The organism is Mycolicibacterium baixiangningiae, assembly GCF_016313185.1.
Lineage (GTDB): Bacteria > Actinomycetota > Actinomycetes > Mycobacteriales > Mycobacteriaceae > Mycobacterium > Mycobacterium baixiangningiae.
Genome location: NZ_CP066218.1, coordinates 5,595,233 through 5,616,499, shown reverse-complemented (window position 1 = coordinate 5,616,499; position 21,267 = coordinate 5,595,233). Strand labels below are relative to the sequence as shown.

General features: G+C 68.5%; 27 protein-coding genes and 1 pseudogene. 13 read left to right on the top strand and 15 right to left on the bottom strand.

Annotated features, from left to right (window positions below):
* The first annotated feature begins 1 nt into the window (after position 1).
* A complete protein-coding gene (locus tag I7X18_RS26670) occupies positions 2 to 1,072 on the top strand; it encodes an MMP endo-(1,4)-3-O-methyl-alpha-D-mannosidase (protein WP_193045757.1) in 1,071 nt (356 codons plus the stop codon).
* Positions 1,073 to 1,078: 6 nt separating this feature from the next.
* On the opposite strand, the gene I7X18_RS26665 is transcribed toward I7X18_RS26670, so the two are convergent.
* Positions 1,079 to 1,750 carry a class I SAM-dependent methyltransferase gene (locus tag I7X18_RS26665; RefSeq protein WP_193045758.1) on the bottom strand — a complete coding sequence of 224 codons (672 nt, stop codon included), beginning with the start codon at positions 1,748 to 1,750 and terminating at the stop codon, positions 1,079 to 1,081.
* 55 nt (positions 1,751 to 1,805) lie between these two features.
* Here I7X18_RS26665 and I7X18_RS26660 point away from each other — a divergent pair, with 55 nt between their 5' ends.
* Entirely contained in the window at positions 1,806 to 2,375 is a 570-nt protein-coding gene (locus tag I7X18_RS26660; protein WP_193045759.1) for a TetR/AcrR family transcriptional regulator, read from the top strand.
* Here I7X18_RS26660 and I7X18_RS26655 read toward each other — a convergent pair.
* Complete coding sequence (locus tag I7X18_RS26655) at positions 2,372 to 2,977, bottom strand: TetR/AcrR family transcriptional regulator (RefSeq protein WP_193045760.1); 606 nt, start codon at positions 2,975 to 2,977, stop codon at positions 2,372 to 2,374. The genes I7X18_RS26660 and I7X18_RS26655 overlap by 4 nt on opposite strands.
* A 97-nt stretch (positions 2,978 to 3,074) precedes the next feature.
* Between I7X18_RS26655 and I7X18_RS26650 the strand changes: the two genes are divergently transcribed.
* Positions 3,075 to 4,424 (top strand): cytochrome P450, encoded by a 1,350-nt coding sequence (locus I7X18_RS26650; protein WP_193045761.1) that lies wholly within the window; start codon positions 3,075 to 3,077, stop codon positions 4,422 to 4,424.
* Here I7X18_RS26650 and msrA read toward each other — a convergent pair whose 3' ends face one another.
* Positions 4,425 to 4,940, bottom strand: a complete 516-nt coding sequence (gene msrA / locus I7X18_RS26645; protein WP_193045762.1) for a peptide-methionine (S)-S-oxide reductase MsrA — start codon at positions 4,938 to 4,940, stop codon at positions 4,425 to 4,427. It abuts the gene before it with no gap.
* On the bottom strand, positions 4,937 to 5,413 hold the full coding sequence (gene msrB, locus I7X18_RS26640; RefSeq protein ID WP_193045926.1) for a peptide-methionine (R)-S-oxide reductase MsrB: 477 nt from the start codon (positions 5,411 to 5,413) through the stop codon (positions 4,937 to 4,939). The genes msrA and msrB overlap by 4 nt, the downstream gene beginning before the upstream one ends.
* Before the next feature lie 133 nt (positions 5,414 to 5,546).
* Here msrB and I7X18_RS26635 point away from each other — a divergent pair, with 133 nt between their 5' ends.
* The 4 genes and pseudogenes from I7X18_RS26635 to I7X18_RS30180 form a co-directional block, all read left to right on the top strand.
* On the top strand, positions 5,547 to 6,065 hold the full coding sequence (locus tag I7X18_RS26635; RefSeq protein ID WP_193045763.1) for a nuclear transport factor 2 family protein: 519 nt from the start codon (positions 5,547 to 5,549) through the stop codon (positions 6,063 to 6,065).
* Positions 6,062 to 7,072 (top strand): NAD-dependent epimerase/dehydratase family protein, encoded by a 1,011-nt coding sequence (locus I7X18_RS26630; protein ID WP_193045764.1) that lies wholly within the window; start codon positions 6,062 to 6,064, stop codon positions 7,070 to 7,072. The genes I7X18_RS26635 and I7X18_RS26630 overlap by 4 nt, the downstream gene beginning before the upstream one ends.
* A 13-nt stretch (positions 7,073 to 7,085) precedes the next feature.
* On the top strand, positions 7,086 to 7,472 hold the full coding sequence (locus I7X18_RS26625) for a PNPOx family protein (protein WP_193045765.1): 387 nt from the start codon (positions 7,086 to 7,088) through the stop codon (positions 7,470 to 7,472).
* Positions 7,469 to 7,561: pseudogene (locus tag I7X18_RS30180) on the top strand (class I SAM-dependent methyltransferase); the annotation flags it as partial. The gene I7X18_RS26625 and the pseudogene I7X18_RS30180, both read left to right, overlap by 4 nt.
* An 88-nt stretch (positions 7,562 to 7,649) precedes the next feature.
* Here I7X18_RS30180 and I7X18_RS26620 read toward each other — a convergent pair.
* Positions 7,650 to 8,738, bottom strand: coding sequence for an NADH:flavin oxidoreductase/NADH oxidase (locus tag I7X18_RS26620; RefSeq protein WP_193045927.1), 1,089 nt, complete (start codon positions 8,736 to 8,738; stop codon positions 7,650 to 7,652).
* 131 nt (positions 8,739 to 8,869) lie between these two features.
* On the opposite strand from I7X18_RS26620, the gene I7X18_RS26615 reads away from it, so the two are divergent.
* Together I7X18_RS26615 and I7X18_RS26610 are read left to right on the top strand one after the other, a co-directional pair.
* Positions 8,870 to 9,196: an ArsR/SmtB family transcription factor gene (locus I7X18_RS26615; protein WP_193045766.1), complete on the top strand. Its 327-nt coding sequence runs from the start codon at positions 8,870 to 8,872 to the stop codon at positions 9,194 to 9,196.
* A 190-nt stretch (positions 9,197 to 9,386) separates the two neighbouring features.
* Positions 9,387 to 9,635 (top strand): hypothetical protein, encoded by a 249-nt coding sequence (locus I7X18_RS26610; RefSeq protein WP_193045767.1) that lies wholly within the window; start codon positions 9,387 to 9,389, stop codon positions 9,633 to 9,635.
* A 46-nt stretch (positions 9,636 to 9,681) separates the two neighbouring features.
* On the opposite strand, the gene I7X18_RS26605 is transcribed toward I7X18_RS26610, so the two are convergent.
* Positions 9,682 to 10,233, bottom strand: a complete 552-nt coding sequence (locus I7X18_RS26605; protein ID WP_307789460.1) for a DUF4262 domain-containing protein — start codon at positions 10,231 to 10,233, stop codon at positions 9,682 to 9,684.
* Positions 10,234 to 10,386: 153 nt separating this feature from the next.
* Here I7X18_RS26605 and I7X18_RS26600 point away from each other — a divergent pair, with 153 nt between their 5' ends.
* On the top strand, positions 10,387 to 10,635 hold the full coding sequence (locus I7X18_RS26600) for a hypothetical protein (RefSeq protein ID WP_193045751.1): 249 nt from the start codon (positions 10,387 to 10,389) through the stop codon (positions 10,633 to 10,635).
* Positions 10,636 to 10,705: 70 nt separating this feature from the next.
* On the opposite strand, the gene I7X18_RS26595 is transcribed toward I7X18_RS26600, so the two are convergent.
* A complete protein-coding gene (locus tag I7X18_RS26595) occupies positions 10,706 to 11,293 on the bottom strand; it encodes an Rv1733c family protein (RefSeq protein ID WP_455429783.1) in 588 nt (195 codons plus the stop codon).
* Positions 11,294 to 11,469: 176 nt separating this feature from the next.
* Positions 11,470 to 11,937 (bottom strand): SRPBCC family protein, encoded by a 468-nt coding sequence (locus I7X18_RS26590; protein WP_193045769.1) that lies wholly within the window; start codon positions 11,935 to 11,937, stop codon positions 11,470 to 11,472.
* 83 nt (positions 11,938 to 12,020) lie between these two features.
* Between I7X18_RS26590 and I7X18_RS26585 the strand changes: the two genes are divergently transcribed.
* The 3 genes from I7X18_RS26585 (at position 12,021) to I7X18_RS26575 (ending at position 14,769) form a co-directional block, all read left to right on the top strand.
* Positions 12,021 to 12,392, top strand: a complete 372-nt coding sequence (locus tag I7X18_RS26585; RefSeq protein ID WP_193045770.1) for a DUF427 domain-containing protein — start codon at positions 12,021 to 12,023, stop codon at positions 12,390 to 12,392.
* Between the two features lie 89 nt (positions 12,393 to 12,481).
* Positions 12,482 to 13,354, top strand: a complete 873-nt coding sequence (locus I7X18_RS26580; protein ID WP_193045771.1) for an alpha/beta fold hydrolase — start codon at positions 12,482 to 12,484, stop codon at positions 13,352 to 13,354.
* A complete protein-coding gene (locus I7X18_RS26575; RefSeq protein WP_193045772.1) occupies positions 13,351 to 14,769 on the top strand; it encodes a WS/DGAT/MGAT family O-acyltransferase in 1,419 nt (472 codons plus the stop codon). Before I7X18_RS26580 ends, I7X18_RS26575 begins: the two co-directional genes overlap by 4 nt.
* A 27-nt stretch (positions 14,770 to 14,796) precedes the next feature.
* On the opposite strand, the gene I7X18_RS26570 is transcribed toward I7X18_RS26575, so the two are convergent.
* Genes I7X18_RS26570 through crtI form a run of 7 tightly spaced genes read right to left on the bottom strand, consistent with a single transcriptional unit; the run spans position 14,797 to position 21,247 of the window.
* Positions 14,797 to 15,801, bottom strand: a complete 1,005-nt coding sequence (locus I7X18_RS26570) for a Rieske (2Fe-2S) protein (protein ID WP_193045773.1) — start codon at positions 15,799 to 15,801, stop codon at positions 14,797 to 14,799.
* On the bottom strand, positions 15,798 to 17,318 hold the full coding sequence (locus I7X18_RS26565) for an FAD-dependent oxidoreductase (RefSeq protein WP_193045774.1): 1,521 nt from the start codon (positions 17,316 to 17,318) through the stop codon (positions 15,798 to 15,800). Before I7X18_RS26565 ends, I7X18_RS26570 begins: the two co-directional genes overlap by 4 nt.
* A 28-nt stretch (positions 17,319 to 17,346) precedes the next feature.
* Complete coding sequence (locus I7X18_RS26560; protein WP_193045775.1) at positions 17,347 to 18,063, bottom strand: class I SAM-dependent methyltransferase; 717 nt, start codon at positions 18,061 to 18,063, stop codon at positions 17,347 to 17,349.
* On the bottom strand, positions 18,056 to 18,400 hold the full coding sequence (locus I7X18_RS26555) for a lycopene cyclase domain-containing protein (RefSeq protein ID WP_198730488.1): 345 nt from the start codon (positions 18,398 to 18,400) through the stop codon (positions 18,056 to 18,058). Before I7X18_RS26555 ends, I7X18_RS26560 begins: the two co-directional genes overlap by 8 nt.
* Complete coding sequence (locus I7X18_RS26550) at positions 18,397 to 18,741, bottom strand: lycopene cyclase domain-containing protein (protein WP_193045776.1); 345 nt, start codon at positions 18,739 to 18,741, stop codon at positions 18,397 to 18,399. The genes I7X18_RS26555 and I7X18_RS26550 overlap by 4 nt, the downstream gene beginning before the upstream one ends.
* 2 nt (positions 18,742 to 18,743) lie before the next feature.
* Entirely contained in the window at positions 18,744 to 19,694 is a 951-nt protein-coding gene (locus tag I7X18_RS26545; protein WP_193045777.1) for a phytoene/squalene synthase family protein, read from the bottom strand.
* Positions 19,691 to 21,247 carry a phytoene desaturase family protein gene (gene crtI / locus I7X18_RS26540; RefSeq protein WP_193045778.1) on the bottom strand — a complete coding sequence of 519 codons (1,557 nt, stop codon included), beginning with the start codon at positions 21,245 to 21,247 and terminating at the stop codon, positions 19,691 to 19,693. Before crtI ends, I7X18_RS26545 begins: the two co-directional genes overlap by 4 nt.
* Positions 21,248 to 21,267 lie beyond the last annotated feature (20 nt).

The window sequence follows — 21,267 nt, the reverse complement described above, 5'->3', positions numbered from 1 at the left end:
GATGCCCGCCGCTGGCCTGCCCGGAATTCCCGGCGTGTTCACCCCGGAGCAGTGCCGGCAGACCGCCGAATCGATTGCCGCAGAGCAGGAGTCCTCAGGGGCCATCCCGTGGTTCACCGGCGGGCACACCGACCCGTGGGACCACGTCGAGTCGGCGATGGCGCTGACCGTCGCCGGCCTGATCGAACCGGCGCGCGCGGCCTACGAATGGTGCCGTACGACCCAGCGGCCGGACGGTTCATGGCCGATCCAGTTCCGCAACGGCGTGATCGAGGACGCCAACAGCGACAGCAATTTCTGTGCCTACATCGCCGCGGGTGTCTGGCACCACGTGCTGATCACCGGCGACCGCACATTCGCCGAAACGATGTGGCCCGTTGTCGCCAAGGCGATCGACTTCGTGTTGGGCCTGCAGCGTCCCAACGGCGAGATCTCCTGGGCGCTAAGCGCAGCCGGCCCGATTCCGGAGGCCCTGCTGACCGGCTGCGCCAGCATCCACCACGCGATCCGGTGCGCGCTCGCGCTCGCCGACCACATCGGTGAGCCGCAGCCCGAGTGGGAGGTGGCGGTCGGCCGGCTCGGACACGCCATCGTGGCGCATCCGGGGTCGTTCGTGGCCAAGGACCGGCATGCGATGGAGTGGTACTACCCGGTGCTGTGCGGTGCACTGCGCGGCCCGGCCGCCCATGCCCGGATCGACGACCGCTGGGACGATTTCGTGGTGCCGGGCCTGGGCATCCGGTGCGTCGACGACCGCCCGTGGGTCACCGGTGCCGAGACGTGCGAACTGGTGATGGCGCTCGACGCGATCGGTGATTCGGCACGCGCACACCAGCAGTTCGCCGCCATGCACCACCTGCGTGAGGACGACGGATCCTATTGGACCGGACTGGTGTTCGCCGACGGGAAGCGCTGGCCCGAGGAGCGGACCACGTGGACCGGCGCCGCCGTCATCCTGGCCGCCGATGCGCTGACCGCCGCAACGCCCGGCAGTGGGATCTTCCGCGCCGCCGACCTGCCGCGCGGCCTCGAGGACGAATTCGACTGCGCCTGCGCGGTCAGCGACCGCTAGGCCCCGTCACTGCAGCGAACCGGGTTGTCCAGCAGTGCGTTCCAGCACCCGCATCGAGCCCATCGCGCCGACCTCACGGAACACGCCGGTGTCCAGCGCGCGGCGGTAGATGTGGAACGGCGCCTGTCCGCCGTCGTCGGGATTCGGGAACACGTCGTGGATGATCAGCGCGCCGCCCGGCTCCACCCACCTGGCCCAGCCGTCGAAATCACGCTGGGCGGCCTCCTCGGTGTGGCCGCCGTCGATGAACAACAGCCGCAACGGGGTTCGCCATCCCCGCGCCACCACCGGTGAGCGTCCGACCACCGCGACGACGTGGTCGTCGAGATCGGCGGCGTCGAGCGTGTGCCGCATGGTCGGCAACGTGTCGAACCGTCCGGTGACGGGATCGACCATGGTGGTGTCGTGGTACTCCCAGCCCGGCTGGTGCTCCTCGGAGCCGTGATGGTGGTCGACCGTGTACACCACGCCACCGGTCTCCTGCGCGGCCGCGCCGAGCATCAGCGTGGACTTCCCGCAGTAGGTACCGATTTCGACGCCGACACCGTCGCCGAGGTAGCGCACCGCGATGTCGTAGAGCGTGCGGCCCTCGTCGGCGGGCATGAAGCCGATGGCCTCGTCGGCGAGCGCGAACAGCCGCGCGGCGCGCGGTGGGAGATCAGTGTCGGTGAGGCTCATGGCTACCCAACTTAGCCGTTGCTGGCCATGCGGCGTTGTAGTAGCGTCCGGACATGTGTCCGATCCGACCCTGGAGTCGACTCGGCGCCGTCTGACCGCGAAACAGGCCGACACCGTCGACCGGCTGGGGCGCGCCGCGGTCGACATCCTCAACCGTGACGGCTTCGCCGGTCTGACCGTACGGCGCGTCGCCGCGGAAGCCGGTGTCGGAGCGGCGACCGCCTACACCTACTTCTCGTCCAAAGAGCATCTCGTCGCCGAGGTGTTCTGGCGCCGCCTGTCCGCGGCGCCTCCGGCCGCCCACGAGTCGGACGACCCGGCCACCCGGGTCGTCGAGGTGCTGCGGGACATCGCGCTGCTGGTGGCCGACGAGCCGGAGTTCGCGGGCGCGGTCACCAACGCCCTGCTCGGTAAGGAGCCCGACGTGGAGGTGCTGCGGCAGCGCATCGGCCGCGATGTGCGCGACCGGTTGGTGAACGCGCTGGGGGCGCCGGTCGACTTCGACGCGATCGAGGCCCTCGAACTGCTCTACGTCGGTGCGCTGGTGTGGGCGGGGATGGGCTACTCGTCCTACGACGACATGACGCAGCGGTTGGAACGCTCGGCGCGTCTGCTGCTGCGTTAACCGCCGAGCAGCGCCGTCGACGCGGCGACCGCCGGTTCGAGGAGCCCCTGCACGTCACTGCCGTCCTCGACGAACAGCGCGGTCAGCTCCCGCAACCCGCCGAGCAGCACAACGGCCAGCGGCCTGCTCAACGGGGCCCTTCCCGCGCGGCGGAAGCCGGGGTTGCCGGAGAGATCGACCAGCATGTCGGTCAGGCGGTCGATCGCCCAACGGTGCAGTGGTGTCGCCTGCGCGCCTAGCGCGGGGAGCTCCCGGATCCAGCTGAGCGTGATCGCCGGTCGCGCCGCGATGTGCCCGACGTAGGCGGCGACCGCCTGCCGGATCTGCGCATCCCCGTCGGCGTGCGGGTCGACGGCCGCGCGGATGCCGGCGATCAACGCCTCGTTGTTGGCGCGCAGGAGTTCGACGAAGCAGTCCTCCTTGGTGCCGAAGCGGGCGTAGAAGGTGCGCTTCGAGGTGTGCGCGTGCCGGACGATGTCGGCGACAGTGGTGTCGCGGTAACCACGTTCGGCGATCGAGGCCGCCATACCGTCGAGCAGCCTGCCGCGGAACGGATCTGTCTGCGTCGTGGGGTCCGATACCGCCGCCGTCGCCGTCGTCATGTCACCTCCAGCCACCCTTGCATCACGTGGTACCAGGCGGTACCGTACCCCACAAGTTTCCGGTACCGCGCAGTACCAACAACCGGCTGGGAGTGCCATGAGCGAAGCGACCGTTGCCGAAGTCCCCACCTCGAGTGCCCGTGCGGCCCACCTACCACCCGCCTTGCGGCTACCGATGCCGGTCCAGGGCATCGCGTACGTGTTCGCCCGCCGCCAACTGATCGCCGCGTTGGCGCGCCGGCACGGTCCGGCCTTCTGCATCAACGTCCCGATGTTCGGCCGCACGGTGATCGTCGCCGATCCGCAGTTGGCCAAGCAGCTGTTCATGGCGCCCACCGACGCCGTCGGAAACATCCAGCCCAACCTCAGCCGCATCCTGGGCCCCGGGTCGGTGTTCGCGCTCGACGGCGCCGAGCACAAGCGGCGCCGCCGTCTGCTCACCCCTCCGCTGCACGGTAAGAGCGTCAAGAACTACGAGCGGGTCTTCGAAGAGGAGACGCTGCGCGAATCGGCCAATTGGCCGCAGGGTCAGCCATTTTCGACGCTGGAGCCGATGATGCGAATCACCCTCAACGCGATCCTGCGGGCGGTGTTCGGCGCGGACGGGGAGAAACTCGACGAACTGCGCAGCATCATCCCGCCGTGGGTGACGCTGGGATCGCGGCTCGCGGTGATCCCCAGCCCGCCGCGGACCTTCGGTCGCTGGACGCCGTGGGGCCGGCTCGCCGACTACCGCAGGCGCTACGACGAGACGATCGACCGGCTCATCGACGAAGTCCTCGCCGACCCGCGGTTCGACGAACGCGACGACGTCCTGGCGCTGCTGCTGCGTAGTACGTATGAAGACGGTACGGCGATGTCGCGCAACGAGATCGCCGACGAACTACTCACCCTGCTCGCAGCCGGACACGAGACCACGGCGTCCACGCTCGGCTGGGCGTTCGAGCGGATCAGCCGCCACCCCGACGTCCTGGCCAAGCTGGTCGCCGAAGCGGCGACGGGCGACAACGAATACCGCCAGGCGACGATCTACGAAGTGCAGCGCAACCGCACGGTCATCGACTTCGCCGGCCGCCACGTCTACACGCCGGCCTTCGAACTCGGCGACTGGGTGATCCCGCGCGGGTACTCGGTCGTGGTGGCGCTGGCCGAGATCCACGAGCAGGCCGAGGATTACGCCGATTCGGAGCGGTTCTCACCCGAGCGGTTCGTGGGCTCCCGCCCGTCGCCCACCGCCCACGTCCCGTTCGGCGGCGGCACCCGTCGCTGCATCGGCGCGGTGTTCGCCAACGTCGAGATGGACGTCGTCCTGCGGACGGTGTTGCGCCACTTCGACATCGAGACCACCACGGCGGCGGGGGAGAAGGTGCACTCCCGCGGGGTCGCCTATACGCCGAAGGCCGGCGGGCAGGTCACCCTGCGCCGCCGGCCCCAGCCGCTGGCCTGATCAGGCTTTCGCGTCGGCCCGCTTGGGCAGCTTCCAGCCCGCCCGCGGGAAGTGGCAGGTGTAACCCCACGGCATGCGTTCCAGGTAGTCCTGGTGCTCGGGTTCGGCCTCCCAGAACTCGCTCGCCGGCGTCACCTCGGTGACCACCTTGCCCGGCCACAGCCCCGACGCGTCGACGTCGGCGATCGTGTCGAGCGCGACGCTCTTCTGCTCGTCGTCGGTGTAGAAGATCGCCGAGCGGTAGCTGGTGCCGACGTCGTTGCCCTGGCGGTCCTTCGTCGTCGGATCGTGGATCTGGAAGAAGAACTCGAGCAGCGCCCGGTAGTCGGTCTGCGCCGGGTCGTAGGTGATCTCTATCGCTTCGGCGTGGCCGGGGTGGTTGCGGTAGGTGGGGTTGGCGTTCTGCCCGCCGGTGTAGCCGACGCGCGTCGACACCACTCCCGGTTGCTTGCGGATCAGATCCTGCATCCCCCAGAAACAGCCGCCCGCGAGGACGGCCTTCTTGAGTTCGGTCATCGCGATTCCTCCTTGGTGGTCTCGAACAGCGTCGCGTACTCGCCATATCCTTGCGCCTCGAGCTCGTCGAGGTGAACGAACCGCAGTGCTGCGGAGTTGATGCAGTACCGCAGCCCGCCCTGCGCGCGGGGTCCGTCGGTGAAGACGTGGCCGAGATGGCTGTCGCCGTGCGCCGAACGCACCTCGGTGCGGACCATCAGATGGCTGACGTCGCGCTTCTCCTTCACGTTCGTCGCGTCGAGCGGTTTGGTGAAGCTCGGCCAGCCGCTGCCGCTCTCGAACTTGTCGACCGAGGCGAACAACGGCTCACCGGAGACGACGTCGACGTAGATGCCCGGCTCGTGGTTGTCCCAATACTCACCGGTGAACGGGCGCTCTGTGCCGTTGCGCTGCGTGACGTGGTACTGCTCGGGGGACAGCGCGTCCACCGCGGCGGGATTCCTGTTGTAGCGCGTGTCCTCTTGATGGCGCATGTTCTTCAAATGATCCTGTGCCACATGACCTCCTCGGGTGCACCCCCTACAACCGTAGGCCGCGCCACGATAATCCCTGCTCGGCGGTGCTGCACCCTCGACAAAACCAGCTAGAACGTGTTTCAGTTCTGGTGTGACGAACACCGCCCCCACCGGGTTCACCAATGCCGAGCTGACAGCGGCGTTCGCGACGTTCGAGGAGACGGTCGCCCAGGCCGCCCAGACCCGCGACTGGGATCCCTGGGTCGAGCAGTACAGCTCCGACGTCGTATACGTCGAACACGCCGCGGGCACCATGCGCGGCCGGGAAGAGGTCCGGTCCTGGATCTGGAAGACGATGACCACCTTCCCCGGCAGCTACATGACCTCGTTCCCCTCGCGGTGGTCGGTCGCCGACGAGGCCACCGGGCGGGTCATCTGCGAACTCGACAACCCGATGCGCGATCCGGGTGACGGCACGATCGTCAGCGCCACCAACATCTCCATCGTGACCTACGCCGGGGACGGTCAGTGGTCCCGTCAGGAGGACGTCTACAACCCGCTGCGGTTCGTCTCGGCGACGGTGAAGTGGTGCCGCAAGGCGGCCGAGCTCGGCACGCTCACCGACGAGGCGGCGGCCTGGATGCAGCAGTACGGCGGAGGTCGCCCATGAGCACCGCGCTGGTCATCGGGGCCAACGGTTTCCTCGGCTCCCACGTCACCCGCCAACTCGTCGCCGACGGCCACGACGTGCGGGCGATGGTGCGCGCAGGTGCCAAGACGGTCGGCATCGACGACCTGGCCGTGCGGCGGTACCAGGGCGACATCTGGGACGACGACACGTTGCGTGAGGCGATGACCGGGTGCGACGACGTGTACTACTGCGTGGTCGACGCCCGCGGGTGGCTGCGCGACGCCGCCCCGCTGTTTCGCACCAACGTCGAAGGCACCCGAAACGTGCTGGACGTGGCCGTCGGAATCCCGTTGCGCCGCTTCGTGTTCACCAGCAGCTATGTCACCGTCGGCCGTCGTCGCGGCCGGCGGGCCAGCGAGGGCGACGTGATCGGCACGCGGGGTGTCACGCCCTATGTGCGGTCGCGGGTGCAGGGTGAGGAACTGGTGCTGCGGTACGCCCGCGAGCGCGGGCTGCCCGGGGTGGCCATGTGCGTGTCGACCACCTACGGCAGCGGTGACTGGGGCCGGACCCCGCACGGAGCGGTCATCGCCGGCGCTGCGTTGGGCAAGCTGCCCTTCGTGATGGGCGGTATCGAACTCGAGGCGGTCGGTGTCGACGACGCGGCCCGCGCGCTCATCCTGGCCGCCGAGAAGGGCCGTGTCGGTGAGCGGTACCTGATCTCGGAGAAGATGATCAGCAACGCCGACGTCGCGCGCATCGCGGCGGAGGCCGCCGGGGTGGCGCCACCAGCACGGTCGATACCGCTCCCGGTGTCGTATGCGCTCGCCGCGCTGGGCAGTGCCAAGTCACGGCTGAGGGGCACCGACGAACGGCTGTCGCTGGAATCGCTGCGGCTGATGCGCGCCGAGGCCCCGCTCGACCACAGCAAGGCTGTGCGGGAACTGGGGTGGCAGCCGCGGCCGGTCGAGGAGTCGATCGCCGAGGCCGCCCGGTTCTGGGTGGAGCTGCGAAACGCCAAGCAGGCGAGTAGGACTCAGAGGTAGCGGGAGGTCTGCGATGCCGGCTCCCAGGTGGCTCGCCCGGGCGAATCGGGTCGGCCTCAACCGGGTGGTCAAGTACCTCGCACCGTGGCTGCCGGGCTTCGGCATGGTCGTCCACCGCGGGCGCACATCCGGCCGGGAGTTCCGGACGCCGATCAACCTCTTCCGCCGTCGCGACGGATTCGTTTTCGCGCTCACCTACGGTTCGGATGCGGACTGGGTGAAGAACGTGATCGCCGCCGGCGGGTGTGAAGTCATCACGCGGCGACGGCGCTATGCGCTGACCGACCCGCAGCTCTACGTGGACCCGAGCCGCTCCGATATGCCCAAGATCCCGCCGGTGCGCTATCTCCTTGCGGTGGCGAACGTTTCGGAGTTCCTCTATCTGCGGACAGTCCCGTGACCCGCGTCGACCTGCGCGGCGCACCCGAGACGATGTGGGCGACCCTGTATGGCAAGGCGCTCGACGCCGACGCGCCGAATTCCGTGCTGGGCTACCCTGCTATACGAAGCCTCCGAGTGCCCCATTCGCACTGACCGCTCAGGACGTTGGGACACGGTGCTTCACAGGTTCCTGCGCTCACAGCGCATATGCATACTGCTCGACGAAACGCGGAGGAACTCCAAGCTGAGCTGCTGCATTGTTTGGCCACGAAGCATCTCTCAGCAGGGCACGGCCTATGAAGACCGCATCCGCTTGACCCGTGCGCACGAGTTCGTCGGCCCAGGTTGCCTCCGTGATGCGGCCCACCGCGGCGATGGCGACTGATGCCTCCGACCGGATTCGCGCAGCGAGTGCCGTTTGGTAGTCACGCGCCGATGGAATTGGTTTCGGCTCAACACCACCCGAGGACCCGTCCAGGAGGTCCACCCCGTGCTCGCGCGCCCAAAGCGCTAGCTGAATCGAGTCCGCGACAGTCCATCCCTCGCGGCTATCGGCAGGGTCTTCGGCGATCCAGTCGGTTGTCGAAATTCGCAGGAACACCGGCATATGTTGCGGCCAGATGGCGCGTACCGCATCGAGCACTTCGAGGACGAAGCGCGCTCTGTTCACCAAGCTCCCACCGAACTCATCGGTGCGCCGATTGGAGATCGGCGATAGAAAGGACTGCAGCAGATACCCGTGTGCTGCATTGACCTCGACCACTTCGAAGCCGGCTTCGAGTGCGCGTCGCGCCGCAGATGCAAATGATGCCACGAGATTCGCCATCTCCGATCGATCTGCGGCTGTGGGGCGAGGGTAACCGGGAAACGCAATGGCGCTTGGCCCCACCGTCGGCCAACCTCCATTGCTCACCGCCAGGGGACCGCCACCACGCCACGGACGCTCCAGTGAGCCCTTGCGGCCGGCGTGTGCAAGCTGAATCGCCGGCACTGCGCCCGCAGCGGAGATTGCCTTCGCCAGTCGCTTGAAGTCCGGCGTCTGCGCATCGGCCCAAAGACCCAAATCCCACGGCGAAATGCGACCATCACTCCTTACCGCGGTCGCTTCAACCATCACCAACCCAACGCCTCCAGCAGCGCGTGACGCGTAGTGCACGAGATGGCAGTCCGTTGGCGTGCCGGCCCGTTCGCCCGACTCCGCGGAGTAGGTGCACATCGGTGACATCCACACCCTGTTCGGCACGGTGAGGCCCCGCAGCGTGATGGGTCTGAACAACGCAGGCACATCCTGCGACTGATGGATTGTGGGCACAAGAATCGTCACTCCCTCAGAGTCACTAGTACGACGAATGCCGTACTAAGAGTGTTAGTACGGTACCATTCGTATTAACGCTCGGGCTACGGAAGGTTGATCTCATGCGGATGCTGCACCATCCAGCTGTGGACGAGATCAGGTTGGACGCGGTGCTGTCGGCGCTTGCCGATCCGATTCGGCGCAAGATTGTCTGCCGCCTAGCCGATGACGACGGTGATCAGCCGTGCGCGGCCTTCGAACTACCGGTCACCAAATCAACCGGTACGCACCACTTTCGAGTGCTGCGAGAGGCGGGTGTAATCGAGCAGAGATACCAGGGGACGTCGATCATGAGTGCACTGCGGGACGCCGACCTGGAGGCGCGATTTCCCGGCGTACTGAGTGCCGTCCTTGCAAGCGCCCGAAGCGAGGTCGACGCCCGACCCTGATCCTCGCCGAAGGCTTGACGATGTCTCTCCCCGACTCGGACTTCGCGCTGGCAGCCTTGCGGCGAAGGTCGTGATCCTGCCATCTGTCGGTCAATCACTGCCAGCCGGAATCATGGCCCTGAGCTGCTGGTTTGAACCATCAGACCGGCCAGGAAAACCTCCAGACCGAAGACGAGAAAGAGGTAGGGAAATGAACAAGTTCGGATTCGCCACCATCGTCGCCAGCGGACTGGCCACCGGGTTCCTGGCCTTCGCCGCCCCCGCGCAGGCCGCGCCGGCCGGGCCCGGAAACGCCCAGGACGCGATCAGCTCGTTGGATGACCGCGGTTACGCCGTGCGGGTCAACCACCAGGGCATGGTCAAGCCGCTCGACCAGTCCAGCATCGTTTCGGTGCGCTACGACAACGACGACCGCGTCGTCTACGTCAGCGTCCGCTGACCCGTCGCGAGAGGGGCACCCGGCCCGGGGTGCCCCTCTTTCGTATTCAGTTGACCGCCTTCGGTTCTGACCGGTGGAGCGGGCAACGAGTCTCCCGCTTCCCGAATACCGGTTGACGCACTCCTCCGGGGTTGAACCGTGCCGACCACGGCCACTCGTAGTTCGCGTCCGCCCATACCAACTGCAGCGCGCGCACATCGCGACCGTAGATGCCGATGGCAATCCCCATGTGTGCGTCGGGTTGGGACACCTCGACGAACTCCAGCAGCTGATCGGGCAGCGACATGGTGTCTCCCGCCAGGACCGGGCCGTCGTGCGCGATGCAGTAATCCGCCACGGTGTTCAACACGAGCAGCGCGCGCTTGGGGTCCACGGCGGTGATGAGGAGTTCGGGGAGCCCGCACTCGTGCAGGCCGACGGTGTAGGCGAACGGTCTGCGCTCGCTCTCGACGTACTGGACTGCCCAACCGTTCCTCAGGATCTTGTCGTACACCACGTCGAGGTAGTCGTTCCGAGTGGCCTCCGGGTGATCGCAATGCCAGCACATGGCTGCACCTTTCGTCGTCGTTGCCGCCAGCATGCGCCCGGGGTCTGACATTGATGAGGGATGGCAGCAGTGGTGACAACGAAAATATCCTGCCATGCGCCGGTCAATCACTGCCAGCCGGAATCATGGCCCTGAGCTGCTGGTTTGAACCATCAGACCGGCCAGGAAAACGCTCCAGACCGAAGACGAGAAAGAGGTAGGGAAATGAACAAGTTCGGATTCGCCACCATCGTCGCCAGCGGACTGGCCACCGGGTTCCTGGCCTTCGCCGCCCCCGCGCAGGCCGCGCCGGCCGGGCCGGGCAATGCCCAGGACGCGATCAGCTCGCTGGATGACCGCGGTTACGCCGTGCGGGTCAACCACCAGGGCATGGTCAAGCCGCTCGACCAGTCCAGCATCGTTTCGGTGCGCTACGACAACGACGACCGCGTCGTCTACGTGACCGTCCGCTGACACTCACACCATCGACGAGGGGCACCCGTTCGGGTGCCCCTCGTTTCGTGTGTTCACGTGCGCGGTGTTCTCACGGACTGTAAGCGGTCGAGCCGCCCCCCTTGCCGACGAGAAGTAGGAGACCGCGGTCCCAGGCGCGATACCGCACTCGGTTCAACGCCCGCCGGAGCACGAGCAATGCGGTGGCGACCACGCAGAGGCTCAGCAACCAGAACCCCAGACCGGCGCCGAGTCCACTCGCCCGAGCGTCCGCTTCGCTCCTCGGGGCCGAGACGGCGTTGCCCTGATCGTCGATCCAGAGGCTGACGCGGTCACCGGCTTTGACCGGGTGCTGAATCTCGACAGTCCTGTCCCGTGTGACGCCGTTCGCGAACCACTGCACCGGCACCGTGAACGTCGTGATGGGCCGTTGGGGTTTCACTTGGCTCCGTTCGAGGGCGACGGCCTCGATGGGATGCCGGTTCGCCGCGTCCATTTCGGCGGCGTGCGTTTGATCGGCGCGGACTGACGTCGAAACCTGCACAGCGAAAAAGCCCGCCACAATCAGCAGGGCGGCGGCTGTCAGCGCTGCGCCCGCCTCCACCCGGTCGACGAGCCGCACGAGCGGGCCGCCCGCGAGACGACGCCGGGTGCACCGTGCTCGCACGGACAGGCTCATCGGGCCGGCGCCGTTTGCTGTGCGATTGTTACGGACATGTTTCAATGGTTCCGCAACGAGTCCTTTTCGGCCAACTTTCGGGTGAGCGATTTCAGACACACCGACTTCTGCCGCAGATCTGCGACGTGCGATCGCCAAGCTCGCCAACCGGATCACCGGCCGCCCCTGAAAGCATGTCAGCGCTCGGCGCGGGCCTTCAGCCGTCGCAGCGTCGTGGCGATGTTCTCGACGTTGGCGGTGGCTCGGTCACTGACGCCGGTCGCCCAGGCGCCTGGTTTCCGGAACCATCCCGGCCTGCGGTCCCAAGTGCTCTCGGTGACCCGGCAGCCCGTCGCGGTCGGCGCGATCTCGTAGCGCCAGTGCGACACCGGGATCGCGAATTTGCGCACGTCGAAGGCGAACGCGCGACCCGGCGCGGCGTCGGTGACGGTGCAGGTGGTGTTCCACGACCGTGATCCGTTGCGGTTGCGGCCGACGAACACCGCACCGGGCCGGGCGGCGTCGCCCTTCTTCCACTGCATCGCCGAAGTCTCCTCGGCGAGTTCGGCGAGGGTGGGAAGATCGGTGATGAGGCGGTACACCGCGTCCGGGTCGGCGGCGATGTCGACCGTGGCCTGCGCCGAGGCGGCGTCGGGGTTCGTCATGACGTGTGATCGTAGTGATCGGAAGAACGGCGGTGGGCACCTTGTTGAGCAAGTTGAAGCGACTCAACGTCAGGAGATCACTCATGGCCGGACGCCCCGTCCTCGAACCCACCGCGGAACACCCCATCACCGTCACGCCCACCGGACGGCACGTCACGGTGGAGGTGAACGGCACCGTAATCGCCGAGACCGACGACGCGCTCACCCTGCAGGAGGCGGACTACCCTGCGGTGCAGTACATCCCGATGCGTGATGTCGCCGAGTCGGCGCTGGTCTGCAGTGACACCACCACCTACTGTCCGTACAAGGGCGACGCCGCCTATTACCATGTCAACGCCGCCGATCAGACCGTCGAGGACGTGATCTGGACCTACGGCCAGCCCTATCCGGCGGTCGCCGACATCGCCGGGCATGTCGCGTTCTATCCGGACAAAGCCGACGTCACGGTCGGCTGATCCGCACGCACCCGGGAAACCTGGTTTTGGTCTTGATCCGCGTGCTGTAATGACGACGCGACGACCATCGGCGCCGATGGGGGCTGACCATGCCGAGACTTCCCGGTATCCCGGCGCTGGCCGCCGTCGGTGAGATCCCTCCCGGACGGACCGTCGATCTGCCCGGCCGCGGCAGCACGTATGTGATCGATTACGGGCCGCAGGACGGACCGACGTATCTCCTGCTGCACTCGGTGGCCTGCACCGGGCTGATGACCTGGTATCCGGCGCTGGACGTGGTCAAGCAGTTCGGCCGGGTGGTGGTGTTCGACCAACGCTGTCACGGGCACGGCATCAGCTCGCCCCGGTTCCTCCTCGAAGACTGCGCCGACGACGTCGTCGCGCTGGCTGACGCCCTCGGTATCCGCACGTTCGTGCCGGTCGGCTACTCGATGGGCTCGCTGATCGCCCAGTTGGTGTGGCGGCGTCACCGGGAACGTGTCGACGGGCTCGTGCTGTGCGCCGCGGCCGCGGCCGTCTCCCGCGCGAGCTACGAGCGCCTGGCCACCGGCATCTTTGCGGCCTTCATCGACGCGTTCAGCCCGCCGCTGCGGGGGCCGTCGCTCACGCCGGTCTCCTCGGCGGCCGATGGCGTATTCGGGGTACCGCAGTGGTTGCTCGGTCAGTTCCGCGCCACCAGCCCCGGTGCGATCACCCGTGCCGTCGCCGAGATCACGCGGTTCGACTCGCGGCCGTGGGTAGGGGAGATCGACGTGCCGACGTCGGTGGTGATCACACTGCGTGACCATGCCTTCGGGACCGGGCGCCAGCGGTGGCTGGCCGGTCAGATACCTGATGCACAGGTGGTGCCGGTCGATGCGGGCCATGCCAGCTGCACGTTGCAGTCCGACCGGTTCGTGCCGGCGCTGAGCGAGGCGATCAGTTCGGTGCACGACCGCGTGCTCTCCGCCGCAGCATCGTGAAACGGCTCAGCGGGTGGGATGCCTTGCTGTTGAACAGCGAAACGCCCAACGTGCACCAGCACACGTTGAAGGTGGCCGTTGTCGACACCTCGGAGTTCGAGGGAGAGCCGGGCTTCGAGGTCTTCTGCGAGACCCTGCGCAGCAGGATGCATCTCCTGGAGCCCATGCGCTACGAACTGGTCGGCATCCCGCTGCGTCTGCACCGCCCGATGTGGCGCGAGAACGCCGACGTCGACCTCGGCTACCACGTGCGGCGGGTTCGGGTGGCCGCTCCGGGTGGACGGCGCGAACTCGACCAACTCATCGGTGAAATCGCGGGCACCGCCCTGGATCGCACACGTCCGCTGTGGCAGCTCTACTACGCCGAGGGGCTCGCGAACCGTCGGATCGCGGTCATCGGGAAGGTTCATCACGCGCTCGCCGACGGTGTGGCCTCGGCGAATCTGATGGCGCGCGCCATGGAATGGGTCGATCTCATGCCCGGCGCCGGCGGACGGGACATCACGGGTGCCCGGCCGTCGGCGGTGGAGCTGATCCGCGGTGCGGTCCGCGACCATGCGCGCACGCTGACAAAGCTGCCCGACGTCGTCAGGGACGGCGCCGTCGGGATCTACCGGGTGCGGCGACGGTCCCGGCAGCGCCACGGGCACCCCGACCTGGCTCGCCAGTTCCACCCGCCGCCGACGTTCTTGAACCACAAGCTCTCACCGGCCCGCAGCTTCGCGAGCGCTACCTTGTCGCTGGCCGAGGCCAAGGAGACGAGTAGGCATCTCGGCGTCACGATCAACGATCTGGTGTTGGCGACGGCGGCGGGCGGGCTGCGCGATCTGCTGCTGACCTACGACGGCCACCCCGACGAACCCATCATCGCCTCGGTGCCGGTCGCCACGGACACCTCGAGGGACCGGATCACCGGCAACGCTCTGAGCACCATGCTGGTGTCACTGCCGGTGCACATCGACGACCCTCTCGAGCAGGTTCGACTGACCGCTGTTGCGGCCGGGATCGCCAAGGAGAACCACGACCTCCTCGGCCCCGGCACGGTCGGGCGCTCGCTGGAGTATGTGCCCCCCACGGCCCTGCGCACGGTCTTCGGCTGGACCTCCCGGCGCAAGGCGCCCAATCAGCTGTTCAACGTGATCGTCTCGAACGTGCCCGGACCTCGACGCCGAGGCTGCGTCGCCGGGGCGGTGGTGAGCGAGATCTACTCGGTGGGGCCCCTGGCCGCGGGCAGCGCCATGAACGTCACCGTGTGGAGCTATGTCGACCAGCTGAACATCTCGGTGCTCACCGACGGCTCGACGCTCGCGGACACTCACGAGGCGACCGACGCGATGGTCCGCGCCTTCGCCCGGATACGCAGTGCCGCGGGCTTCACCGAGACCCGGACCCGGGCCGACACGTCGCTGCCGTAAGCGGCCTGGCGCACACGCGGAGACGGGTCAGCGGGTGCGGACCGCGTACAACCGTTCCGCGTACGCCAGATCGTCGCGCCACAGCCGGGTCGCCGCGTGGCGCATCAGCGGGGTGATCAACGGCGCCACCTTCTGCCCATAGCCGAAGCGGGGCCGATCCGAGTGCGCGACAACGGCTTCGATCACCGCCGTGCGCGGCCGCCCGTCGGGGCCAGGGCCCACCGGTGTCGCGTGGGTTTCCACCACGCTGCCCGCACCCTCCCCGTCGACGATCCGCATGACGATCGTGCGCGGTTCGGGCGCGACGAACTCCGCCACCACCGGCACCCCCAGCCGGCCGATCCGGAACGTCACCGCGACGAGGAAACGGTCCTCTTCCTCGGGTACGTCACCCGCCGCGGGCGCGCTGAGTACCTCCAACCGGGTGAACGAGTACGGGTGGAACCATCCGCCGTGCCACGGATCGAGCCGGTTGGCGATCACGTCGGCGGGTTCGCAGACGCCGACCAACCGGGTCACCGCCGACAGGACAGGCCCGTCCGGACGTACCGGGACGATCGGGCGCTCCGTCGGTTCTTCGCCACCGACGCGGTCGAGACGGACCCAGGTCAGCACCCCGTCGTCGTAGGCGGGCAACGGTTTCCACCCGAACTCCCGCCGCTCCCCGGAGAGCCGCAACCCGTGCCACGGACAGATCAGCGTGCCGCAGTCGATCGTCCCGGTGGACAGGTCGGCGCCCAGATGCGGGCAGCTCGCCGGGCCGACGTGCAGTTCGCCGCCGGTACCCCGCCACGCGACGAGCTCGACGCCGGCGACCGAGGTGCCCAGCGGTTTGCGCCGGATGCTGTCACTGCCCGCGAACGGGAACCAGTTGCCGCTCGGGCGGGACTGCGCACGGCTGAGCGCGCCATTGATCAGCGCCGGCTGCGCGTCCTGGTAAGTGGGCTTCTGCTCCGCCCAGTCGATGCGCGGAAGCACCTGGAACGGTGTCAGTTTCGCCCACTTGCTCTTGACGCCGGCGAACACGTTCATGACTGCAATTGCCTTCCTCGCCGGGCGAGTCGCCGCAGCGTTGCGGATCGCCCGGTGGTCGGCACGGTCGTCAGGGCGTGCCCGGCGACGCCGAAGTGGGCGAGCAGGCGGTTGGCGGCCGCCCAGCCGGTCGTCGCGGCACGTTCCATCAGCGCCACCGGCAGGTCGATGCGGATCCCGTCTCCGGCCAGCGCCATACCGTCGACGGGGGTGTCCACGGCGGGCCGGACGGCGAAGTCGCCGGGGGCGAACCGCGGACAGTCACCGCGCAGCAGGAGCCGCTCGCCGACGATGTTCGCGTCCGCGGTCTCGGGGAAGATCCCGTGCAACCGGGCCAGCAGCCGCCGCGGCAACTCGTCGCCAGCGTCGGTCACCGCGTACGAATGCAGTTCCACGACAGAGCCTCCGGTGAGGTGCGCCCAGTCGGCGGCCTGGCGTTCGTAACGCTCGAGCACGCTGACGTTGTCGAGTGGCGTCAGGCCCCCGGTGCCCAGGAACGCGGGCCGGTCGGCCGCCACCGGACGGTCCAGCCAGATGCGGTGCACCAGGAACGGCGGTGCGGTGCCGAGTCCGTCGACGGTCGCGCGCCACGGCTCGTCGCCGAGTTCTCCTGAGGCACCTATGATCTGGCGCAATCCGGGGACATCGGTGGCCAGCACCACGCCGTCGGCGGACAGCGCCTGCCCCGAATCGCAGTGCACCGTGAAGCCCGGTTCCACCGACGTCACCGACACCCCGGTGTGGAACCGCACGCCGAGGCCCTCGAGGTACCGCCGCAACGGCTCCCACAGCGCGACGTCGAAGTTGTCGTTCGCGACGTCGAACACCAGCCCTTCGCTGGAACCGAGGAAGTAGATGTGGAACATCGTCGCCAGTTCCGCCGCCGACAGGTCCGGCGGCTGGGCGAAGAAGCTGCGCGAGAAGACCTCGAACGCCAGATGTCGGGCGGCCTCCGGAAAGTTGATGTCGCGCAGGAACGTATCGGCATCGGTGTGGTCGAGCCGGTCATAGATGTCGGGCACCGACACCGTCGCCAGCGGCGCGGCCGCCCGCGCGTTGAGCCGGGCCAGATCCCGCAGCCGGAAGGTGGGACTGCGCAAGGCGAACGCGACCGCGTTGAACGGCGGGGTCTGCGGCAGACCGCGGAAGGTGTCCCGGCGGCCCTGACCGTCGATGAGCGGATAGTCCTCCACCGCGGTGAGCATCGACAGGTGTGGATCGACGCGGCGCAGCAGGGTGCGCAGGTTGTAGTACTGGCGGAAGAAGGCGTGGAACCCGCGGTTCATCGCCGCCGCGCCCACACCGTCGACGTCGTCGGTCCACCCGCCGACCCGGCCACCCAGGTACGGTTCGCGCTCGACGACGTCCACGGACACGCCGCGCTCGGCCAGTCCGGTCGCGGCGGTCAGCCCGGCGATCCCGCCGCCGACCACCACCGCGCGCGGGCGGTCGCCCAGCGAGGTGGCATCGGGCAGGCCGGCCGGCGCCGGGTGGACGACACGTCGGGGATCGCTCATCGCGGCCCTCTGCTCTTCGCGCAAGCGCTCATCGCAGCACTCTCGCGGTGAATGTGTGCACGACATTGCGCTGCCACCCGGGCACCGTCTCACTGCGGACGTCACTGAAACCGTTGCGCACCAAACGATCCCGGAATGTCGACGCGCCGTCGAAGTCCAGGACGCTGCGCCGCAGGTAGGTGTACAGCGAGACGTCGCCCGTGCGCAGCCGCCCGGCCGGGATGATGACGGCCCAGCACACCGCATTCCACACCGCGGTCGCCACGGGCGAGTCCCGCACCGAGTACTCGTGCACGGTCAGCTGGGCACCCGGGCGCAGCATGTCGCGGAACTCCTGCAGCTGGGCATCGGGGTCGGCGAGGTTGCGCAGCAGGTACGCCGCGAAGATCCCGTCGAACGGACCGGTCACCCCGGCGGCGGCGACGTCCTCGATGCGGCTGTGCACGAAGTCGACCGAACCGGGCCAGGGTTTGGCCTGCGCCTCGGCGAGCATCCCGGCCGAAGCGTCGACGGCGACGATCTGGGCGTGCGGGGCGGCGGCGAGCAGCGCTGCGGTCGACGCTCCGGTGCCGCAACCCGCGTCGAGCAGGCGCATCCCGCGTCCGCCGTCGGGCAGTCCCATCCGCTGTGCGGAGAGCCGAAGATGGTCGTGGTAACCGGGATTGGCGCCGACCAGCCGGTCGTAGGCGGCCGCGCCGACGTCGAATGCGGCGGGCACCCGCGCGTGCGGGAGCGCCTCACTCATCGCGCACCCGTTCGCCGCCGACCTTCGCGCCTCTCACCCGCTGGCGCTCCCACAGCAGCAGCACGCCGGTCACGAGCGCGAATCCGAACAGGAAGTCCTCGACCGGGATGTCCCAGGGGAACCGGATGCCACTGGTGTGCTCCTCGTTGTAGATGACGATGGGGGCGCTGAGCTTGGTCAGCCAGCCGTCCACGGGAATCTGGAAACCGAGCACGATGACCATGGAGATCCAGTACGCCGGCCGCCGGAAGAGCCCGGTGTGCAGCCACCCCAGCTCCCACACCACCACCACGACCACTGCCGCGATCGCCGGCAGCGTATACCCGAGGCCGATCACGACGACTGCGCCGATCGGGTGCGCAGCCGGCGCTTGAGGTACTCGAGGATGGTGTCGACGGCGTTGTAGGTGAGCAGACCGCACAGCGGGATCACGATGAAGAACATCAACTCCTCGACCGGCACCTGCGGGAACCCGATCCCGGTGACGAACCGCGGGTTGTAGCCCCAGACATCGGCGACGATCGCGATCACGTCCCACACGATGAACACCGCGGCCACCGGCAGGATCGCCGCCGCGGCCCGCCGGGCCTGCCGATACACGCCGGCCCCGAAGATCTCCAGCGGCAGCGTGAGCAGCAGACAGGCGCCCAGGACGATCAGGTACTGGAATCGCTCCATGCCTACACCTTCGCGGGGTGGGCGAGCCGGCTGCGCCAGGCACGCAGCAGCCCGGCGCCCGCCACCTGGAGCCGGCGTCCGTTCCCCACGGTGGCGCGCTGGTTGAAGATGTCGAAATCGATTGCTTCGATGCGGTCCAGTATCTCCGAATACAGCACCGCCGCGGCACCGACACAGGGACGCGAGCGCGGATGCAGCAGATCCACCCCGTGGCGCGCGTAGTCGTAGATCCGCCGGGTCACCGCGTGCTGTTCGGACAGTGCGTTGCGCACCCGGGTGTCCGTGCGCTTGGTGGTGTGACACCACATCAGCAGCTCGCGGTCGACACCGTGCGCGGCCAGCTCATCGGCGGGCAGGTACACCCGGCCGCGGTCGAGGTCCTCGTCGACGTCACGCAGGAAGTTGGTCAACTGGAAGGCCTTGCCCAGCGCGGCGGCATACGGTGCGGCCTCCTCGCGGGGCACCACGGTGCCGAGCACCGGCAGCAGCTGCAGCCCGATGACCTCCGCCGAGCCGTACATGTAGCGGTCGACCGAGGCGCGGTCCGGATAGTCGGTGACCGTCAGATCCATCCGCATCGACGCCAGGAAGTCGTCGAAGAGTTCCCACGGAATCCCATAGCGGCGCGCGGTGTGCGCGACGGCTGCCAGCGCCGGGTCACCGCTGGGGGGCTTCCCCTGCACGAGACCGTCGAACAACTCCGTCGCCAGTCGGTGCAGTCGGTCGGCCCGTTCGCCGGTGGTGGCGGTGGACTCGAGATCGTCGAGGATGTCGTCGGCGCGGCGGGCGAAGCCGTACAGCGCGTGCACCGCCGGGCGTTGTTCGGGCGCCAGCAGCCGGGTCGCCAGGAAGAACGTCCGCCCGTGCTCGGCGTTGAGAACCCGGCAGCAGCGGTAGGCGTCGCGCAGGGCGGGGTCGCGTACCCCGGCGGCGTCGAGTTCGGATCCGATCACAGCCTGCTCCTCGCTCTGGTCGGGACCGTCGTGGGGGTGGATCTCTTGGGGGTGGATCTCGTGGGGACGGATGACGTGACGGCCCCGGTGATTCGGTCTGCGGCCAACCGGCCGGACAGCAGTGCGGTCGGCACCCCGACGCCGGGCACCGTCGACGATCCGGCCAGCACCACGTTGTCCGCACCGCGAACCGTGTTGGCCGGCCGGAACGGTCCGGTCTGGCCGAAGGTGTGTGCCAGCGCGAACGGGGTGCCCGCCGCCATGTCCTGGCGGGCCCAGCCGTCGGGGTCGACGACGTGCAGTACCTCGAGGTCGTCACCGACCCCGGGCATGCGCCGCCGCACCTCCGCCAGCATGCCCTCGACGTAGGAGTCGGTGGTCTGCGACCAATCAACCTGTCCCACTGCGTTATTGGGCGCGGGGGCCAGGACGTAGAGGAGATCGCGGCCTGCGGGCGCGAGCGTGGCGTCACCCGCGGTGGGGCGGGTCACCAACAGCGACGGATCGCTCATCACCCGGCCCTCGTCGATGATGTCGCGGAATGTCTGCTCCCACGCGTCGCCGAAAAGGATGGTGTGGTGTCCCACGCTGGGATCGACTGCAGCACAACTCACGTGGGCGACCACCGCTGACGGCGCGGGACGCAGCGGGAGCATCCGCCGCGGAGTGCGGCCGAGCAGGCGGTAGGTGGTCGGCAGTTCGGTGGTCAGGACGACGGCGTCGGCGGGGACGCGGTCACCGGCGTCGGTGCGAACCGCAGTCACCCGGCCGTCCGCGCCGCGTTCGAGCACCGAAACCGCGGAGCCGTAACGGAACTCGACACCGGCGTCGGACGCTGCGGCTGCCATGGCCTCGGGGACCGCCCGCATGCCGCCGCGCGGGAAGTACACCCCGGCGACGGTGTCCATGTAGGCGATCACCGCGTACGCCGCCAGCGCCTTGTGTGGGGGCACGCCGGCGTAGAGGGCCTGGAAGGTGAAGATGCGCCGCAGCCGCTCGTCGGGAATGTACTTGCGCACCATGCGATCCCAGCGCCGGAACCCGCCCATCGCGGCCAGGCGGGCCAGCTGCGGGGTCACCAGCGACAGCGGTGAGTCGAAGTTAGACGCGATGAAGCCGTTGAACTCGGCCTGGTACAGCCTGGTCAGCCAGGTGCGCAGCCGTAGGTAGCCGTCGGCGGCGTCGGCGCCGGCGAACCGTTCGATCTCGCCGGCCATCGCGGTGGCGTCGGTGTGCACGTGCAGTCCGCTGCCGTCGGCGAACGAGGCGCGGTAGGCGGGGTCGACCCGGTGCAGTTCGAGGCGGCCGGCCATCGAATCGCCCACGGCGGCGAAGGCGTCTTCGATGATGTCGGGCATGGTCAGCACGGTCGGCCCGGTGTCGATCCGGTAGCCGTTGATGTCGAGCCGGCCCATCCGGCCGCCCGGGAACGTCTCCCGCTCCAGCACGGTGACCGTGCGGCCGCGCCCGGCGAGCTGCAGGGCGGCCGACAGGCCGGACAATCCGGCGCCGACGACCACCACCCGGTCTGTTCGCCCCCCGACGGTGCGCATCAGTTGGTTTCTCCTGTCCG

Bases quoted from the DNA above. Each gene is read 5' to 3' on its own strand.
- I7X18_RS26560 (WP_193045775.1), bottom strand. From the start codon at position 18,063: ATGAGTGAGGCGCTCCCGCACGCGCGGGTGCCCGCCGCATTCGACGTC.
- I7X18_RS26565 (WP_193045774.1), bottom strand. From the start codon at position 17,318: ATGAGCGATCCCCGACGTGTCGTCCACCCGGCGCCGGCCGGCCTGCCC.
- I7X18_RS26650 (WP_193045761.1), top strand. From the start codon at position 3,075: ATGAGCGAAGCGACCGTTGCCGAAGTCCCCACCTCGAGTGCCCGTGCG.
- I7X18_RS26550 (WP_193045776.1), bottom strand. From the start codon at position 18,741: ATGGAGCGATTCCAGTACCTGATCGTCCTGGGCGCCTGTCTGCTGCTC.
- I7X18_RS26585 (WP_193045770.1), top strand. From the start codon at position 12,021: ATGGCCGGACGCCCCGTCCTCGAACCCACCGCGGAACACCCCATCACC.
- I7X18_RS26665 (WP_193045758.1), bottom strand. From the start codon at position 1,750: ATGAGCCTCACCGACACTGATCTCCCACCGCGCGCCGCGCGGCTGTTC.
- I7X18_RS26590 (WP_193045769.1), bottom strand. From the start codon at position 11,937: ATGACGAACCCCGACGCCGCCTCGGCGCAGGCCACGGTCGACATCGCC.
- msrB (WP_193045926.1), bottom strand. From the start codon at position 5,413: ATGCGCCATCAAGAGGACACGCGCTACAACAGGAATCCCGCCGCGGTG.
- I7X18_RS26625 (WP_193045765.1), top strand. From the start codon at position 7,086: ATGCCGGCTCCCAGGTGGCTCGCCCGGGCGAATCGGGTCGGCCTCAAC.
- crtI (WP_193045778.1), bottom strand. From the start codon at position 21,247: ATGCGCACCGTCGGGGGGCGAACAGACCGGGTGGTGGTCGTCGGCGCC.
- I7X18_RS26605 (WP_307789460.1), bottom strand. From the start codon at position 10,233: ATGTCAGACCCCGGGCGCATGCTGGCGGCAACGACGACGAAAGGTGCA.
- I7X18_RS26615 (WP_193045766.1), top strand. From the start codon at position 8,870: ATGCGGATGCTGCACCATCCAGCTGTGGACGAGATCAGGTTGGACGCG.
- I7X18_RS26570 (WP_193045773.1), bottom strand. From the start codon at position 15,801: ATGAACGTGTTCGCCGGCGTCAAGAGCAAGTGGGCGAAACTGACACCG.
- I7X18_RS26610 (WP_193045767.1), top strand. From the start codon at position 9,387: ATGAACAAGTTCGGATTCGCCACCATCGTCGCCAGCGGACTGGCCACC.
- I7X18_RS26655 (WP_193045760.1), bottom strand. From the start codon at position 2,977: ATGACGACGGCGACGGCGGCGGTATCGGACCCCACGACGCAGACAGAT.
- I7X18_RS26595 (WP_455429783.1), bottom strand. From the start codon at position 11,293: ATGAGCCTGTCCGTGCGAGCACGGTGCACCCGGCGTCGTCTCGCGGGC.
- I7X18_RS26600 (WP_193045751.1), top strand. From the start codon at position 10,387: ATGAACAAGTTCGGATTCGCCACCATCGTCGCCAGCGGACTGGCCACC.
- I7X18_RS26670 (WP_193045757.1), top strand. From the start codon at position 2: ATGCCCGCCGCTGGCCTGCCCGGAATTCCCGGCGTGTTCACCCCGGAG.
- I7X18_RS26630 (WP_193045764.1), top strand. From the start codon at position 6,062: ATGAGCACCGCGCTGGTCATCGGGGCCAACGGTTTCCTCGGCTCCCAC.
- I7X18_RS26580 (WP_193045771.1), top strand. From the start codon at position 12,482: ATGCCGAGACTTCCCGGTATCCCGGCGCTGGCCGCCGTCGGTGAGATC.
- msrA (WP_193045762.1), bottom strand. From the start codon at position 4,940: ATGACCGAACTCAAGAAGGCCGTCCTCGCGGGCGGCTGTTTCTGGGGG.